Consider the following 13,959-nt stretch of genomic DNA (forward strand, 5'->3'; position numbering starts at 1 on the left):
CTGATCCAGACCCAGGCGTGATCCGTTCGAATAACGGCTATTGCCTGACTTCCACGTTGAGCGATTGCAGCGCGGATTCCAGTCCGCCGATACGGAGCAGATCGACGACGGGGCAGGCCGGGTCGAGTTTCGACGGGACTGCGCGATCATACACAGCGACACATTCGGCGTTGGTGATGCGCGACATATAGACGATGCCGTCGAAATCTGTGCCGTCATAGAGTTGCTGGCTGAACTTGCGTCCCGCTTGCTGCGCCCGCCCGCGCACGGCGTCCGTTGGAATACCCAATCGGCTTGCGCCGCTGGTGCGGAGGTCGAGCAGCTTGAGCGGCGCGAGCGACACCATTTGCGCGACGACTTGCTCTTGCAGATCAGCTTCGAGCAAGACGCGCTTCTTTCTGCCTTGGAACCGATCGCGAATGACCTTTTCGGCAAGCGCCGTGGGCAGGTCTTGCGCTGCGTATAGGATCGTGAAGCTGTCGCTCGGGCTTGAGAAGCGCGTTTCGCCATGACCCATGCCGGTCGGCGTGGCGCGATGCCGCGCTTCCATCACCCGCAGATAGCCGGTCACGTCGATGGCGACGGCCAGCTCCCGCAATATAGCAAAATCGAAACTCACGGATGCTCGAAGATGGTCCGGGCCGCTTCGACGACCGCATCCTTGCGATCCTGCTTGAGCAGGTCGATCGGCCGCTTGTTCGCGAGCAGTGGGCTTTGCTGGACGAGCCAGAGCCAGGCGCGGCGGGGATGGCCGACGATCTTGAGAATATCGGCAAGGCCCTCGACGGGGCGGCCGTCCACGAACTGTTCGAGCGGAAAAGCGTGCTTGCGCGCGCCCGCGAGCAACGCGACGACTTGCCCGCGCTTCTGCCAGTCGTGGAGAGTCGAACGGGCGATGCCGCGTTCATAGAGCGCGCTCGAACCGGCGACCGGCCCGGCCCATTCTTCGAGCGGCGCCTTGGTCGCATAGTCGGAGAGGCGGCGGCGACCTTCCTCAAGGTCGATCAACTCGCCAAAGCCCGCGCCCTTGCGCGGCTCGACCTTGGCCGGACCCGGAATGATAAGCCGCTCGGCTGGTGCATCATCGCGCGCCAGCGCGGCGATCATGTCGGCAACGTCGGCGCTCTTGCTCTTGAGCCGCTTTTGCTGCGCGGGCGAGAGCGCGACGACCGCCGCCGCGACATTGGCGACGATCTGCGCGGTATTGGCCGCAACGGCCTTGGCAAGACCGGGCTGGCGCGTCAGCGCCTCGCTGACTTCGCTTGCCACCAGCCGCCGCAGACCGGCGCGGGCATCGGCACTTTGAAACTGCGTCGCCATGTGCTTCGCTCCTTCCAGAGCATATATAGGGGCAAGTTTCTATTTTGTCCATAATGTCCGGTATGTGCGAATTGCCCGCTGTGCGGAAAGTCATGCGGCCCGACATTTGGGAGCGAATATCAGCCCTTTTGCCGACCATCGGCCTTGCAGCGTTTGCTGGCTTCCGCGTTCAGCCTTGCCATGAAGGCGTCGATCTCCCCCAGCTCTATTTCGGTGCACCTTCCCGCCGCGAGATCGGCCAAGCCAATTTGGACGGCCTGACGCAGCGCGAGAACATCATCATCGACTTGGGACATGCTTTCTCCATTCGCCTTGAAATTACATGATGTCCAATCGATCGTCGAACCAAATGAGAGCGATTGGCCACGATGAAGCATGAACCGAGCATCATAGCGTCACTGTCTCATACCGTCTGATCGGTGCGATCCTTTCTGGCCTAGGACACTCCTATCTGCTCACAGGAATAGTGACATGCCCGACAATTGGGAAAAGCCAGAACGCTTCTTGAAGCTGCCGGAGGTTTGCCGCCGCGTCGGACTCGGCAAGACGATGATTTATGCGATGGTCAACGATGGTCGCTTTCCGAAGCCCTATAAGCCGTCGCCCGGCACCTCGCGATGGAGCGAGCGCGAAGTCGTCGCATGGATTGCGGACGTGAAAGACGGCTTCGAGGGGAAGCGCCGCAAGGTCTAGGCCAATACCCCCATTCCGCGACAAGGTTGAACCGCCAGCAACGACCGGCTATAATGCCGATGCACCGCCGCAAAGGCTTGGAACAATCCGGCTTTGGGGTGGAAAAATGTCCCGGTGTGTGGCCTCAAATGTGGCTTCGGAGCAGGATCGAACTGAAAAACGACATGGTTTCAAGTGGTAGTCGTTTACAGTCGAATCCCTCACTCTCCTCCATTTTCTTCCTGGTTCGCGGCCGTGTCGTGGACGGCAAGATTCACCGGCAGGCGGTTGAAACGCAGCGCCGCGGCCATAAATTGGCGTCATGACGGCAAAATCCTCGCCCTTCACCGACATGCCCGGCGCGCGGGCTCCCTTGATCGAGCGCGCGCGCTTTGCGCCGGGCGACATCGTCCGCCACCGCATGTTCGATTTCCGCGGCGTGGTCTTCGACGTCGATCCCGTCTTCTCGAACAGCGAAGAATGGTATGAGGCGATCCCCGAGGCGATCCGCCCGGCGAAGGAGCAGCCCTTCTATCACCTCATGGCCGAGAGCGACGACTCCTCCTACATCGCCTATGTCAGCCAGCAGAATCTGGTGGCGGACGGCGAAGCCGGGCCGGTGGATCATCCACAGCTCGCGGCGATGTTCGACGGGCTCGACCGCGGGCGCTACCGCGTCCGCGCGATCCACCGGCACTGACCCGCCGCGCGATCAGGCCTTGAGCTTCCAGCCCGATGCCAGCAGGCGATAGGTCAGAACGCCCAGCGCGACATTGACCGCGAGGAGGATCAGCGCCGCGGTCAGCACCGGATGCGCCATCGAGGAATCGACGGTGCCGATGAAGCCGTAGCGGAACCCCATGATCGCATGATAGACGGGGTTGGCATGGGTGATCGACTGGAACCACGGCGCCAGCCGGTCGACCGAATAGAAGGTGCCCGACAGCAGCGCGAGCGGCGTCACCACGAAATTGGTCACCGCGGCGGCATGGTCGAACTTTTCGGCCCAGACCGACGTGATCAGCCCCAGAAAGCCGAGCATCGTCGCGCCGAGCAGGCCGAAGGCCACGACCGCGCCCGGATGGCGCGGCATCACGTCGACGCCGGGCCACAGCAGCATCGCCGCCCACAGCGCCAGCCCGACCAGCACCGCACGGGTAACCGCGGCGCCGATCATCGCGACGATCAGCTCGCCGACACCGAGCGGCGGCATCAGATAATCGACGATCGTGCCCTGAATCTTGCCGACCAGCAGCGAAAAGCTCGAATTGGCGAAACTGTTCTGGAGCATCGCCATCATGATCAGCCCCGGCGCAACGAAATCGGCGAACGGCACGCCGATGACCTGGCGCCCCGCCCCGCCCAGCGCCACGGTGAAGATCACCAGGAACAGCAGGGTCGTGACCGCGGGCGCCCAGATTGTTTGCAGCTGGACCTTGAAAAAGCGCCGCACCTCCTTGACATAAAGGGCCTGTGTGCCGGGAATGTTGAGCGTGCGGATGCGCGGGACTCCGGGTTCGGCGAAGGGCTGTGTCGCAGCCGGAACGCCGGAGTCGGGTCGCGAAATTTGGGGCTGGTCGTTCATGGCGTTCTCGCCTATCGCCTCCCCGACTTCACCGCAAGCTGGGCCTTGACGCCTTGGCCCGCCGGTTCGCGTCGCGATACCGGCGACCGGTAAAGATGAGGAATAGAGCATGTCATGGACCGATGAGCGCATCGAGCAGCTGCGCAGCATGTGGGAAAAGGGGCTGACCGCCAGCCAGATCGCCGACGAGCTCGGCGGTGTCAGCCGCAACGCCGTGATCGGCAAGGCGCATCGCCTTGGCCTCAAGTCGCGTCCGTCGCCCGTGAAGGCGACCGAAAAGGCAAAGCCAGCGCGATCCGCCCCTGCGCCGAAGCCGGCCGCGCCGACACCGACGCCCGCGCCGCGCGCTGCCGAGCCCGCGTCCGCTCGCCCTGCCCCGGCGCCGCGCGCCGAGCCGCGCCCGGCGGCGGCCGTTCCGCCGACGCCCGCTCCCGATGCGGCGCCGAAGGCCGATGGACCGCGGATCGTCTCGATCGGACCCGGCGGCTTCATCCGGCAGGGACCGGGCGACCAGCAGGCGCCGATTCCGCCCGCGCCGCCGCGCCGTCTGGTGCCCGCCAAGCCGAGCCCGGAAATCGCCGACAAGACGAGCCTGCTCGACCTCAACGACCGCATCTGCCGTTGGCCGATGGGGCATCCGGGCGAGCCGGATTTCCATTTTTGCGGTGAAGCGGTGAATCCCGGCTTTCCTTATTGCGTCGAGCATTGTGGCCGCGCCTATCAGGCGCAGCTGCCGCGCGGCACACGCCGCCCGCCGCCGCCGCCGCCCTTCGGCGGACCCCGCGTCCGGTGAGGCCGTTCGGCCAGGATTTCCTTTTTGCGCGCATGCTCGGCCTCCAGATGGTCGAGCGCGGCGGCGGTCGCTGCACGATGGCGATCGCGATCGATTCCGAACGGCATTTCAATCCGCAGGGCGTCGCGCACGGCGGTGTCGCCTATACGCTTGCCGACACCGCGATGGGCGGCGCGCTGTCCAGTCTGCTGGGCGACGACCAGTGGTGCGCGACGCTGGAGATCAAGTGCAACTATCATGTCGGGGTACGCGAAGGCCTGCTGACGTGCGAGGCGCAGGTGATTCACCGCGGCAAGCGCATCGCCAACATCGATGCCCGCCTGTTCCAGGATGGGCGGTTGGTGTCTAGTGCCAACGGGAATTTTGCGATCTTCGTGGCGCCGGAAGGGGCGCGTGAAAAGGGCGCCGACTCTGTCGAGCCGGCGCCCTTTCCGTTCGATCAGAAGCGGTAACTGATCGTTCCGCGCACGCTGTGGGTGCGGAAATGGGGGTTGCTGCGCTGGATGTCGACACCGGTGAGCGGATCCGGCGCCGGCGCGCTGCCCTGGCCGACGCTGACGGTATAGTCGTCGTCCTTGAGGTCGGTGTAGAGATATTCGAGGCCGACCGACAGATTCTTCGCCGCCATCACCTCGACGCCGCCGCCCGCCGAGTAGCCCCAGCCGTTGGTCTTGCCGCTGTCGGCGAAGCTGTTCACGCTGTTCGTCGTCGCGAACTTGTTGTCGAGCCGCGCATAGGCGCCGCCGCCCGTGACATAGAAGAGCGCGCCGCCACCCGGCGTATAACCGGCGCGCAGGCGGGCGCCCGCCTGCCAGTCGGCCTCGCGGCTCATCATATAGCTGTCGCCGGCGTCCGAGAAACCGCTGACGCTGTCGCGCGCCTCGCTGCGTCCGCCTTCGATCACGGCGCCGAGCACGAAATTGCCCATGCGGCGATCATAGCCGATCCGCCCGAAATATTCGGGGCCGTCCTTGTCGTTCCGGCACCCGATATTGGCAGTGCTCGTCGCCGCGCCGTTGCAGAAACCGGGCGCGAACACATCGCCGCCCGCCGCGTCGAGGACCGGGTCGCCAAAGCTGCCGTCCTGGTTGGTGTCGAAGACCAGCGTCTCGCCGCGGTCGCTGCCCTGGAGCGTACCGCCGCCGCCGATCGAGACATAGGGACCGTTGAAGTCCTGCGCCGGGTCGTGATTGTCCTGCGCCATCGCCGGGACGGCCAGGACCGTGGCCGCCGTGGCGGCAAGAAGGGAGGGGAATCGCATGTTATTTCTCCATTATCCGGTGGCTTTGCAGCCGCCCCCCAAACCCGCGGTGCGCGCGCGAAGTTCCTGCGCCACCGCGAAATGCGACGAGCCGAGCGCCGCGCGCGATGCATGAAAGGGTCCGAAAACCGCGCTTGCCAGCCCCCTTCGCGCCCTCCTATAGCCAGACCATGAGTCACGATTTGTTCGATGCCGCCAGCCCCGCGACCGACAGCTACAACGCCTCGCAGATCGAGGTTCTGGAGGGGCTCGAGCCTGTCCGCCGCCGTCCCGGCATGTATATCGGCGGCACCGACGAGCGCGCGCTGCATCACCTTGCCGCCGAGGTCATCGACAATTGCATGGACGAAGCGGTCGCCGGTCACGCCAATCGCATCGAGGTGACGCTCGATGTCGGAAACCGGCTGACGATCGTCGACAACGGCCGCGGTATCCCGATCGACCCGCACCCGAAATTTCCCGGCAAATCGGCGCTCGAGGTCATCATGACCACGCTCCATTCGGGCGGCAAGTTCGAGGGCAAGGCCTATGCGACATCGGGCGGCCTGCACGGGGTCGGCGTCAGCGTCGTCAACGCGCTATCGGTCGAAACTACCATCGAAGTCGCGCGCAGCAAGCAATTGTATCGCCAGCATTTCTCTCGCGGCGTTCCGCAGGGGCCGCTCGAAGCGCTCGGCACGACGCCGAACCGGCGCGGTACCAGCGTCGGCTTCGTTCCCGACCCGGCGATCTTCGGCGAGCATGGCCGTTTCAAGCCCCAGCGGCTGTTCCGCATGGCGCGCGCCAAGGCCTATCTGTTCGCGGGGGTCGAGATTCGCTGGAAATGCGCGCCCGAACTAATCGGCGACGACACGCCGACCGAGGCGGTGTTCCAGTTTCCCGGCGGCCTCGCCGACTATTTGAAGGATCAGATCGGGACGCGCGAATGCGCGACCGCCGAACCTTTCGCCGGGCGGCAGGATTTTCCGGGCGATCAGGGGCGCGCCGAATGGGCGATCGCCTGGCCGCTGTGGTCGGACGGCAGCTACGCCTGGTATTGCAACACCATCCCCACCCCGGCGGGCGGCACGCACGAGGCGGGGCTGCGCGCCGCATTGACGCGCGGGCTGCGCGCCTTCGGCGAACTGATCGGGCAGAAGAAGGCGGCGCAGATCACCGCCGACGACGTGTTCAACAGCGGCGAGATGATGCTGTCGGTGTTCATCCGCGATCCCCAGTTCCAGAGCCAGACCAAGGACCGGCTGTCGAGCCCCGAAGCCGCGCGACTGACCGAAAATGCGGTGCGCGACCATTTCGACCATTTCCTGTCCGACAATATGGACCGGGGTCGCGCGCTGCTCGGCCTGATCCTCGAACGGATGGAGGAGCGGCTCAAGCGCAAGGCCGAGCGCGAGGTGAAGCGCAAGACCGCGACCAGCGCGCGCAAGCTGCGCCTGCCCGGCAAGCTCACCGATTGTGCGAACGACGGCCCCGAAGGCACGGAATTGTTTATCGTCGAGGGCGACAGCGCCGGCGGCAGCGCCAAGCAGGCGCGCGACCGCAAGACGCAGGCGATCCTGCCGATCCGCGGCAAGATATTGAACGTCGCGAGCGCCAGCGCGGACAAGATCCGCGCCAATCAGGAGATCGCCGACCTCGCGCTCGCGCTCGGCTGCGGGATGCGCAAGGATTGCGACGCCGACCGGCTGCGCTACGACAAGATCGTCATCATGACCGACGCCGACGTCGACGGCGCGCATATCGCGACGCTGCTGATGACCTTCTTCTTTCAGGAGATGCCGGACATCGTGCGGAACGGGCACGTCTATCTCGCGCAGCCGCCGCTCTATCGGCTGACGGCGGGCGCGATGACGGCCTATGCGCGCGACGATGCGCACCGCGCCGAGCTGGAGGCGAGCGTCTTCAAGGGCAAGCGGGTCGAGGTCGGCCGCTTCAAGGGGCTAGGGGAAATGAACCCCAACCAGCTCAAGGAAACGACGATGGACCCGAAGTCGCGTTCGCTGCTGCGCGTGACCCTGCCGCAGGAATATGAAGGGCGGCACCAGGTCAAGGACCTCGTCGACCGGCTGATGGGCAAGCACCCCGAACATCGCTTCCAGTTCATCCAGGCCAATGCCGCGACGCTCGACGAGGCGGCGATCGACGCCTGAGGCGGATCAACGCCTCTGAAAGCGAAGGGGACAAGAGGGAGAACGACGCCATGACCCGCCTCCGCACCGCCCTGCTCTCCTCCCTCCTGCTCGCGGCCGCGCTCCCCGCTCCCGCGCTGTTCGCCCAGCCCGGCGAAGCCGCGGCGCCGGCCGCGGCATCCTTCGATGCGCGGGCGGGGCAGATCGTCGGCCTGCTCACGGGACGCGTTCCCTTTGCGGACAGCTTTGCCCTATCCTTTCAGGCCGCGGTGCCCGAGGCGCAGTTCCGCGCGATCGCGGCGAACCTGATCGCGCAATATGGCCAGCCGATCGCGGTCGACAGCACGGCGTCCGACAATGGCCGGTCGGGAACGGTGCGGCTGCGGTTCGAGCGCGGCATCGCGACGGTCCGCCTCGACATCGGTCCGCCGCCCGAAGCGCGGATCACCGGCCTGCAATTCACCGGCTTCACGGTGTCCGACGACACTATGGAACGCGTGACGGCGGGAATCGCGGCCCTGCCGGGGCGCAGCGGCTTTCTGGTCGCCGAAATCGACGGGGCCGCGATCCGCCCGATCGCCAGCGCCGACCCCGACCGGCAGTTCGCCACCGGCTCGACCTTCAAGCTCTATGTCCTCGACGAGCTGGCGGCGGCGATCGCGGCGGGCGAGCGGCGCTGGCGCGACGTCGTGCCGCTGTCGCACCTCAGCTTCTCGTCTGCGGCCACCGGAAACTGGCCGCCGGACACGCCGGTCACGCTGCAGACGCTCGCCAACTGGATGATCTCGGTCAGCGACAATGGCGCGGCCGATACGCTGATCCACCTGCTGGGCCGCGAGCGGATCGAGGCGCGGATGCGGGCCGCCGGCCACAGCGCGCCGTCGCGCAACATCCCCTTCCTGACCACGGTCGAGGCCTTCGCGCTCAAGGGCGATAATTTCGCCGACCTGCGCGCGCCCTTCATCGCCGGCAACGACGCGCAGCAACGGCGGATCCTCGACGCGAACCGCCATCGTTTCACGCTCGCCCAGGTCGACGGCGTCAGCTTCGGCGGCGAACCGCGCTTCATCGACGATCTCGAATGGTTCGCCTCGCCGATGGACGTCGCGCGGGTGCTCGTCGACCTGAAGGCGCGCCGGTCGGATGCCGCGATGGCGGCAATGGCGATCAACAACGGCGTGGGTCCGGCGGCCGCCGCCGACTGGTCGTGGCTCGGCTACAAGGGCGGGTCCGAACTGGGAGTGCTGTCGATGAGCCTGCTGGGACGGCGCAAGATCGACGGCAAATGGTTCGTCGTCACGGCAAGCTGGAACAATGACAAGGCCGACCTCGACGGCGCGAAACTGGTCGGCCTCGTCACGCGCCTCCTCGCCCTCGCGGCGAAGGATGGCGTCACGCCGTCAGCGCCGCCACCAGCGCCTTGACCTTCGCCTGCCGCCATTGCGGCAAGGGGGCGACGAGCCAGTAGCCGCGCTTCACGGCGAAGGGCTCGCGTACCAGCCGGACGCGCCCGGCCGCCAGATCGGCCTCCGCCAGCATCGCCGGGACATTCGCCTGTCCCAGCCCGTTCGCCGCGGCGTCAATCGCAAGGCCCGCATCGCCGAGCCGCAGCGCGGGCTCGCCGTCCTCGACCGGGCAGCCGGGCCACGCGATGCGCGTCTCGCTCTCGCTGCCGGGCCCCGCGACCGTCACCATATGCGCTTCGGAAAGCGGCACGCCCTCATGCTCGCCGGCGCCGTCGGTCCAGAAGATCGCGAGGTCGAGGTTCGCCTCGGTGAAGTCGATGCCGTCGTCGGCCGACACCAGCGTGAAGCGGACGTCGGGCGCCTGCTGGCTGTAACGCGCGAGCCGGGGCGCGAGCCATTTGGCGGTCAGGTCGCGCGGCGCGGCAATCGTCAGCGATTGCGACGACTGGCCCGCCTGCATCGCGCGCACCGATTCCTCGAACATCAGGAACCCCTGCCGCAACGCGTCGAGCCCGGCGGTCGCCTCTCCCGTCAGTTCCAGCCCCTTCGGGGTGCGGCGGAACAGGACGACGCCCAGCATATCCTCCAGCGCGCGAATCTGTTGCCCGACGGCGGCGGGGGTCACCGCCAGTTCGTCGGCGGCGCGCGTGAAGCTGAGGTGCCGGGCAGCAGCATCGAACACGCGCAGGGCGTTCAGCGGCAGGTGGGTGCGCTTCATGACGCGGTTGCCGGTGCCACCAGCGGGAATTGCGGGATCGCGACGAGCATCTGCGATCCGTCGCCCATCTCCATCATATAGCTGCCGACCATCGACCCTTCGGGGGTGGACAGCGGACAGCCCGATACATAGTCGAACGACGCGCCGGGCGCGATCAGCGGCTGTTCGCCGACGACACCCTCACCCTCGACCTCGCTCACCTGGCCGCGTCCGTCGCTGATCCGCCAATGACGGCTGATCAGTTGCGCCGCGACCGCGCCATCATTCTCGACCCGGACGTGATAGGCCCAGAACCAGCGGCCGAGCGCCGGATGCGACTGTTCGGGCAGATAGCTCACCGCCACGCGCACGGTGATCGGCCCGGTGGTCGCCGCAAAGGGGAAGAGAGAGTCGATCATCGTCCGGGCAAGGTCGCTCAAAGCCCCACCCTGGTCAATGCCTGGTCGAGGTCGGCGATGACGTCGCGCGGATCCTCCAGCCCGATGTTGATGCGCAGCAGCCCCTCGCCGACGCCCATGTCGAGCCGCACGTCGGGGCTGACGCCATAATGGGTTGTCGTCCACGGATGGCAGCACAGGCTGCGCGCGTCGCCGATATTGTTGCTGATGTCGACGAGTTCGAGCGCATTGAGGAAGGCCATCGCCTGCGCGGCGCCGCCGGGCAGTTCGAAGGCGAAGATCGGTCCGCACGCCTCCATCTGGCGCGCCGCCAGTTCGTGCTGCGGGTGGCTGGGAAGCCCCGGATGCAGCATGCGCGCGACGCGTCCCTCGATCGCCTTGCCGACCGCGAGCGCGTTCTCCGACTGGCGCCGCGCGCGCAGGTCGAGCGTTTCGAGGCCTTTCAGCACGACCCACGCGCTGAACGGCGACAGGTTCGGACCGGTGTTGCGCTGAAACGGCAACAGGACGTCGTTGATGAACGCCGCGCTGCCGCACACCGCGCCGGCGAGCACGCGCCCCTGTCCTTCCATCAGCTTGGTTGCCGAATAGGCGACGACATCGGCGCCATAGTCGAGCGGGCGCTGGAGTACCGCGGTCGCGAAGGCGTTGTCGACGACGCTGGTGATGCCGTGCGCCTTCGCGAGCCCGCAGACATGCGCCATGTCGACGATGTCGAGCGTCGGATTGGCGGGGGTCTCGAAAAAGAAGACCTTGGTATTGGGGCGGATCGCCCTTTCCCATGCATCATTGTCGCGCCCGTCGACCACCGTCGATTCGATCCCGAAGCGCGGGCACAGCGTATCGACGAGCCAGCGGCACGACCCGAACGCCGCCTTGGCCGCGACGATATGGTCGCCCGCCGACAATTGGCACAGCAGCGCCGTGGTCATCGCCGCCATGCCGCTCGCCTGCGCGCGGCACGCCTCGGCCCCCTCGATCAGCGCGATGCGTTCCTCGAGCATCGCGACGGTCGGATTCTGCAGGCGCGAATAGGTCATGCCCTGCTCTTCGCCGGCAAAGCGCGCCGCGACGCTCTCCGCGCTGTCGTAGCTGTAGCCGGAGGTCAGGAAGAGCGCTTCCGACGTCTCGCCATGCTCGCTGCGCCACGTGCCGCCGCGCACCGCCTGCGTGGCCGGATGCCAGCGGCGCGTCCTGTCGCGATCGAAACCCGTCGTCTTCTTCATCTGCCCTGTCCGTTCAAAGCCGAAACCACCGCATCGCCGAGCGCCGTCGTCCCCATCGTGCCGCCAAGGTCGGCGCCGCGGCAGCCGTCGGCGAGCACCTGCCCCACCGCCGCCTCGATCCGCGCCGCGTTCGCCTCGTCGCCGCCCGAATGGCGCAGCAGCATGGCGAGCGACAGGATCATCGCCAGCGGGTTGGCGATCCCCTTGCCCGCGATGTCGGGCGCGCTGCCGTGGATCGGCTCGTAGAGCCCGCGGCGCCCCTCGCCCAGCGAGGCCGAGGCGAGCAGGCCGATCGAGCCGACGCACATCGACGCCTGGTCGGACAATATGTCGCCGAACAGATTGCCGGTGACGATCACGTCGAACTGGCCAGGGTTGCGGACGAGCTGCATCGCGGCATTGTCGACATACATGTGGCTGAGCGCGACGTCGGGATATTCGGCCGCGACCTCGATCACCACGTCGCGCCAGAGCTGCGAGGTTTCGAGGACATTGGCCTTGTCGACCGAGCAGAGCCGCTTGCCGCGTCCCTGCGCCGCGCGGAAGGCGACGTGCGCGATCCGCCGCACCTCGCTTTCGCTGTACGCCATGACGTCATAGCCCTCGCGCTCGCCGCTTGCGGTCGTGCGCGTGCCCTTCTCGCCGAAATAGACGTCGCCGTTGAGCTCGCGGACGATCAGCAGGTCGATCGCCGACGCGACCTCGGGACGCAGCGCCGAACTGTCTTCGAGCCCCGGAAACAGCTTCGCGGGGCGCAGGTTGGCGAACAGCCCCAGTTCGGCGCGCAGGCCCAGAATCGCCTGTTCGGGCCGCAGATGGCGCTCGACCGCATCGAAGCGCGGATCGCCGACCGCGCCGAAAAGGATGGCATCGGCCGCCTTCGCCTTCGCCAGCGTTTCGGGCGGCAGCGGGTGGCCGCTCGCTTCATAGGCTGCGCCGCCGACCAGCGCGCGGTCGAGCGTCACCGGCAGCGCCAGCGCGTCCAGCACCTTCCCGGCCTCCGCCATGATTTCGGGACCGATGCCGTCGCCGGCCAGCAGCAGGATCTTCAATGCTTCGCCTTCCCGTCCGGATCTGGCCGTTCGCCCTGAAGGTGTCGCCGGGCTGGTCTTCTCTGTCACGCCGTCGAAAGAAGGACGGTGCTTCGACAAGCTCAGCACAAACGGAGGAAGCGGATGGCCTTGGTTTGACGGGGACGCTCTAAGCAGGCTGGTCGCTTCACGCAACCGCCCTCTTGAGCCGGTCGAGCAATCTTTCCCTTGCCGTCAGCAAGTCGCGGTTGCGCCCGTCGAGTACATCGCGGTCAAGAAAATGCCCGGTCAGTGCCAGAAAATCGATGACATCCGTCATCGTGGGTTCGGCCGCCGTCTCGCCGGGCCGATCGTTGCGCAGGAACGGCGGCAGGCGGAGAAGCCGGCTTTCATATCCGGCGGCAGCGGCCGCGCTTACGGCGCCACCCGACTTCGGGCTTACATAGGCCAGATCGTCGGACGTTCCCGTCACGACGCATTCGCCGAGGTCGAGCCCAAAGCCGAGTTCGGCAAGCAGCAACAATTCATAGCGCCCGAGCGCAAGCGCCCATTGCCGCGCCGAGGGCGCGACGCCGATGGCATCGAGAACGGCGGCCAGCGCGACATAGAGTGCCGGATAGGGCTGCGCTTCGGGCAGCGTCGCCGCGGTCAGGCTCGTCGCCCATTCGATGGCCGCCGCGGGCAGCGGCTCGGCCAGCAGCGGCGCCCGGCTCGCCAGCAGCTCGACCGTCGCGCCGCCGAGCTGCTCCTCGGTCCGCGCCCGCAGGTCGAGCGCGACCAGATTGCCCGGCATCAGGATCGGCCGCAGCCGCCGCGAGCGGCCGCCGCGCACATAGCCGGCGACCAGCCCCGCCTCGCGCGTCAGCGCGCGCAATATCGCGCCATGCTCGCCATGCGCGCGCACCGCGCAGACGATCGCCTCGGCGGTCAGGCTGGCCAAAGCACCATCTGCGTCTGCGTCACCAGCGCGACATCGGCGCCGTCCTCGGTCCGGATGCGCGTCTGCCATACCGAGAGCCGCTTGCCGATCCTGACCGGCGTCGCCTCGCCGATCAGCACCGACCCTTCGGGACCAGCGCCGAGGAAATTGGTCTTGCTCTCGATCGTCGTCGTGCCGCTCGCCCCCTCGGGCAGCGTCAGGAACGCGCCCACCGCGCCAAGGCAGTCGGCAAAGGCCATGATCGCGCCGCCATGGACGATCTGTCCGGCGGTGCAGATTTCGGGGCGCACGGGCAGTTTGCCCGCGACGCGATCCTTCGTTCCTTCGTGGATGGTGACGCCCAGCGTTCCCGCCAGCGGCATCGCGGCTGCAAAATCCATGACCTATCCTTCCCTTTCACCCCCTCCCTGAAGAGGAGTG

At 66.9% G+C, this 13,959-nt stretch carries 18 protein-coding genes; 8 read left to right on the forward strand and 10 right to left on the reverse strand.

The window, feature by feature from the left end:
• Nucleotides 1–37: 37 nt before the first annotated feature.
• Both SGRAN_RS11295 and SGRAN_RS11300 read right to left on the reverse strand, forming a co-directional pair.
• On the reverse strand, nucleotides 38–619 hold the full coding sequence (locus tag SGRAN_RS11295; protein WP_082737210.1) for an RES family NAD+ phosphorylase: 582 nt from the start codon (nucleotides 617–619) through the stop codon (nucleotides 38–40).
• On the reverse strand, nucleotides 616–1,320 hold the full coding sequence (locus tag SGRAN_RS11300; protein ID WP_067183691.1) for an antitoxin Xre/MbcA/ParS-like domain-containing protein: 705 nt from the start codon (nucleotides 1,318–1,320) through the stop codon (nucleotides 616–618). The genes SGRAN_RS11295 and SGRAN_RS11300 overlap by 4 nt, the downstream gene beginning before the upstream one ends.
• A gap of 92 nt (nucleotides 1,321–1,412) precedes the next feature.
• On the opposite strand from SGRAN_RS11300, the gene SGRAN_RS22220 reads away from it, so the two are divergent.
• From SGRAN_RS22220 to hspQ, 4 genes are all read left to right on the forward strand, one after another.
• Nucleotides 1,413–1,646 (forward strand): hypothetical protein, encoded by a 234-nt coding sequence (locus SGRAN_RS22220; protein WP_210434125.1) that lies wholly within the window; start codon nucleotides 1,413–1,415, stop codon nucleotides 1,644–1,646.
• Between the two features lie 145 nt (nucleotides 1,647–1,791).
• Nucleotides 1,792–2,013, forward strand: a complete 222-nt coding sequence (locus SGRAN_RS11305; protein ID WP_067183694.1) for a helix-turn-helix transcriptional regulator — start codon at nucleotides 1,792–1,794, stop codon at nucleotides 2,011–2,013.
• A 53-nt stretch (nucleotides 2,014–2,066) separates the two neighbouring features.
• On the forward strand, nucleotides 2,067–2,318 hold the full coding sequence (locus SGRAN_RS22225; protein WP_210434126.1) for a hypothetical protein: 252 nt from the start codon (nucleotides 2,067–2,069) through the stop codon (nucleotides 2,316–2,318).
• Nucleotides 2,315–2,692: a heat shock protein HspQ gene (gene hspQ / locus SGRAN_RS11310; protein ID WP_067183696.1), complete on the forward strand. Its 378-nt coding sequence runs from the start codon at nucleotides 2,315–2,317 to the stop codon at nucleotides 2,690–2,692. Before SGRAN_RS22225 ends, hspQ begins: the two co-directional genes overlap by 4 nt.
• 12 nt (nucleotides 2,693–2,704) lie before the next feature.
• Here hspQ and SGRAN_RS11315 read toward each other — a convergent pair whose 3' ends face one another.
• Nucleotides 2,705–3,577 carry an ABC transporter permease gene (locus SGRAN_RS11315; RefSeq protein ID WP_067183698.1) on the reverse strand — a complete coding sequence of 291 codons (873 nt, stop codon included), beginning with the start codon at nucleotides 3,575–3,577 and terminating at the stop codon, nucleotides 2,705–2,707.
• A gap of 109 nt (nucleotides 3,578–3,686) precedes the next feature.
• Between SGRAN_RS11315 and SGRAN_RS11320 the strand changes: the two genes are divergently transcribed.
• Both SGRAN_RS11320 and SGRAN_RS11325 read left to right on the forward strand, forming a co-directional pair.
• A complete protein-coding gene (locus SGRAN_RS11320; protein WP_067183702.1) occupies nucleotides 3,687–4,370 on the forward strand; it encodes a GcrA family cell cycle regulator in 684 nt (227 codons plus the stop codon).
• Entirely contained in the window at nucleotides 4,367–4,822 is a 456-nt protein-coding gene (locus SGRAN_RS11325) for a PaaI family thioesterase (RefSeq protein ID WP_082737211.1), read from the forward strand. Before SGRAN_RS11320 ends, SGRAN_RS11325 begins: the two co-directional genes overlap by 4 nt.
• On the opposite strand, the gene SGRAN_RS11330 is transcribed toward SGRAN_RS11325, so the two are convergent.
• On the reverse strand, nucleotides 4,810–5,631 hold the full coding sequence (locus SGRAN_RS11330; protein WP_067183705.1) for an outer membrane protein: 822 nt from the start codon (nucleotides 5,629–5,631) through the stop codon (nucleotides 4,810–4,812). The two genes, SGRAN_RS11325 and SGRAN_RS11330, sit on opposite strands and share 13 nt — an antisense overlap.
• Nucleotides 5,632–5,801: 170 nt before the next feature.
• Between SGRAN_RS11330 and parE the strand changes: the two genes are divergently transcribed.
• Together parE and SGRAN_RS11340 are read left to right on the forward strand one after the other, a co-directional pair.
• A complete protein-coding gene (gene parE, locus SGRAN_RS11335; protein WP_067183706.1) occupies nucleotides 5,802–7,781 on the forward strand; it encodes a DNA topoisomerase IV subunit B in 1,980 nt (659 codons plus the stop codon).
• 50 nt (nucleotides 7,782–7,831) lie between these two features.
• The gene (locus SGRAN_RS11340; protein WP_067183709.1) at nucleotides 7,832–9,184 is read left to right on the forward strand and encodes a serine hydrolase; all 1,353 of its coding nucleotides are present in this window, start codon (nucleotides 7,832–7,834) and stop codon (nucleotides 9,182–9,184) included.
• On the opposite strand, the gene SGRAN_RS11345 is transcribed toward SGRAN_RS11340, so the two are convergent.
• The 6 genes from SGRAN_RS11345 to SGRAN_RS11370 all read right to left on the reverse strand — a co-directional run bounded on the left by SGRAN_RS11345 (nucleotide 9,153) and on the right by SGRAN_RS11370 (nucleotide 13,919).
• Nucleotides 9,153–9,944 (reverse strand): LysR substrate-binding domain-containing protein, encoded by a 792-nt coding sequence (locus SGRAN_RS11345; RefSeq protein ID WP_067183711.1) that lies wholly within the window; start codon nucleotides 9,942–9,944, stop codon nucleotides 9,153–9,155. The two genes, SGRAN_RS11340 and SGRAN_RS11345, sit on opposite strands and share 32 nt — an antisense overlap.
• Nucleotides 9,941–10,342 carry a Co2+/Mg2+ efflux protein ApaG gene (apaG, locus tag SGRAN_RS11350; protein WP_174521650.1) on the reverse strand — a complete coding sequence of 134 codons (402 nt, stop codon included), beginning with the start codon at nucleotides 10,340–10,342 and terminating at the stop codon, nucleotides 9,941–9,943. Before apaG ends, SGRAN_RS11345 begins: the two co-directional genes overlap by 4 nt.
• 17 nt (nucleotides 10,343–10,359) lie before the next feature.
• A complete protein-coding gene (locus SGRAN_RS11355; protein WP_067183714.1) occupies nucleotides 10,360–11,568 on the reverse strand; it encodes a trans-sulfuration enzyme family protein in 1,209 nt (402 codons plus the stop codon).
• Nucleotides 11,565–12,620 carry a 3-isopropylmalate dehydrogenase gene (gene leuB / locus SGRAN_RS11360; RefSeq protein WP_067183718.1) on the reverse strand — a complete coding sequence of 352 codons (1,056 nt, stop codon included), beginning with the start codon at nucleotides 12,618–12,620 and terminating at the stop codon, nucleotides 11,565–11,567. The genes SGRAN_RS11355 and leuB overlap by 4 nt, the downstream gene beginning before the upstream one ends.
• Nucleotides 12,621–12,786: 166 nt before the next feature.
• A complete protein-coding gene (gene recO, locus SGRAN_RS11365) occupies nucleotides 12,787–13,539 on the reverse strand; it encodes a DNA repair protein RecO (protein WP_067183721.1) in 753 nt (250 codons plus the stop codon).
• Nucleotides 13,527–13,919: a PaaI family thioesterase gene (locus tag SGRAN_RS11370; RefSeq protein WP_067108954.1), complete on the reverse strand. Its 393-nt coding sequence runs from the start codon at nucleotides 13,917–13,919 to the stop codon at nucleotides 13,527–13,529. Before SGRAN_RS11370 ends, recO begins: the two co-directional genes overlap by 13 nt.
• Nucleotides 13,920–13,959: the final 40 nt, after the last annotated feature.

It is taken from the genome of Sphingopyxis granuli (assembly GCF_001559015.1).
Classification (GTDB): domain Bacteria; phylum Pseudomonadota; class Alphaproteobacteria; order Sphingomonadales; family Sphingomonadaceae; genus Sphingopyxis; species Sphingopyxis granuli.

Excerpts from the sequence above, each read along its gene's own strand:
- SGRAN_RS11300 (WP_067183691.1), bottom strand. The coding sequence starts at position 1,320 with ATGGCGACGCAGTTTCAAAGTGCCGATGCCCGCGCCGGTCTGCGGCGG.
- SGRAN_RS22220 (WP_210434125.1), top strand. The coding sequence starts at position 1,413 with ATGCGGCCCGACATTTGGGAGCGAATATCAGCCCTTTTGCCGACCATC.
- SGRAN_RS11305 (WP_067183694.1), top strand. The coding sequence starts at position 1,792 with ATGCCCGACAATTGGGAAAAGCCAGAACGCTTCTTGAAGCTGCCGGAG.
- SGRAN_RS22225 (WP_210434126.1), top strand. The coding sequence starts at position 2,067 with ATGCCGATGCACCGCCGCAAAGGCTTGGAACAATCCGGCTTTGGGGTG.
- hspQ (WP_067183696.1), top strand. The coding sequence starts at position 2,315 with ATGACGGCAAAATCCTCGCCCTTCACCGACATGCCCGGCGCGCGGGCT.
- SGRAN_RS11315 (WP_067183698.1), bottom strand. The coding sequence starts at position 3,577 with ATGAACGACCAGCCCCAAATTTCGCGACCCGACTCCGGCGTTCCGGCT.
- SGRAN_RS11320 (WP_067183702.1), top strand. The coding sequence starts at position 3,687 with ATGTCATGGACCGATGAGCGCATCGAGCAGCTGCGCAGCATGTGGGAA.
- SGRAN_RS11330 (WP_067183705.1), bottom strand. The coding sequence starts at position 5,631 with ATGCGATTCCCCTCCCTTCTTGCCGCCACGGCGGCCACGGTCCTGGCC.
- parE (WP_067183706.1), top strand. The coding sequence starts at position 5,802 with ATGAGTCACGATTTGTTCGATGCCGCCAGCCCCGCGACCGACAGCTAC.
- SGRAN_RS11340 (WP_067183709.1), top strand. The coding sequence starts at position 7,832 with ATGACCCGCCTCCGCACCGCCCTGCTCTCCTCCCTCCTGCTCGCGGCC.
- SGRAN_RS11345 (WP_067183711.1), bottom strand. The coding sequence starts at position 9,944 with ATGAAGCGCACCCACCTGCCGCTGAACGCCCTGCGCGTGTTCGATGCT.
- apaG (WP_174521650.1), bottom strand. The coding sequence starts at position 10,342 with ATGATCGACTCTCTCTTCCCCTTTGCGGCGACCACCGGGCCGATCACC.
- SGRAN_RS11355 (WP_067183714.1), bottom strand. The coding sequence starts at position 11,568 with ATGAAGAAGACGACGGGTTTCGATCGCGACAGGACGCGCCGCTGGCAT.
- SGRAN_RS11370 (WP_067108954.1), bottom strand. The coding sequence starts at position 13,919 with ATGGATTTTGCAGCCGCGATGCCGCTGGCGGGAACGCTGGGCGTCACC.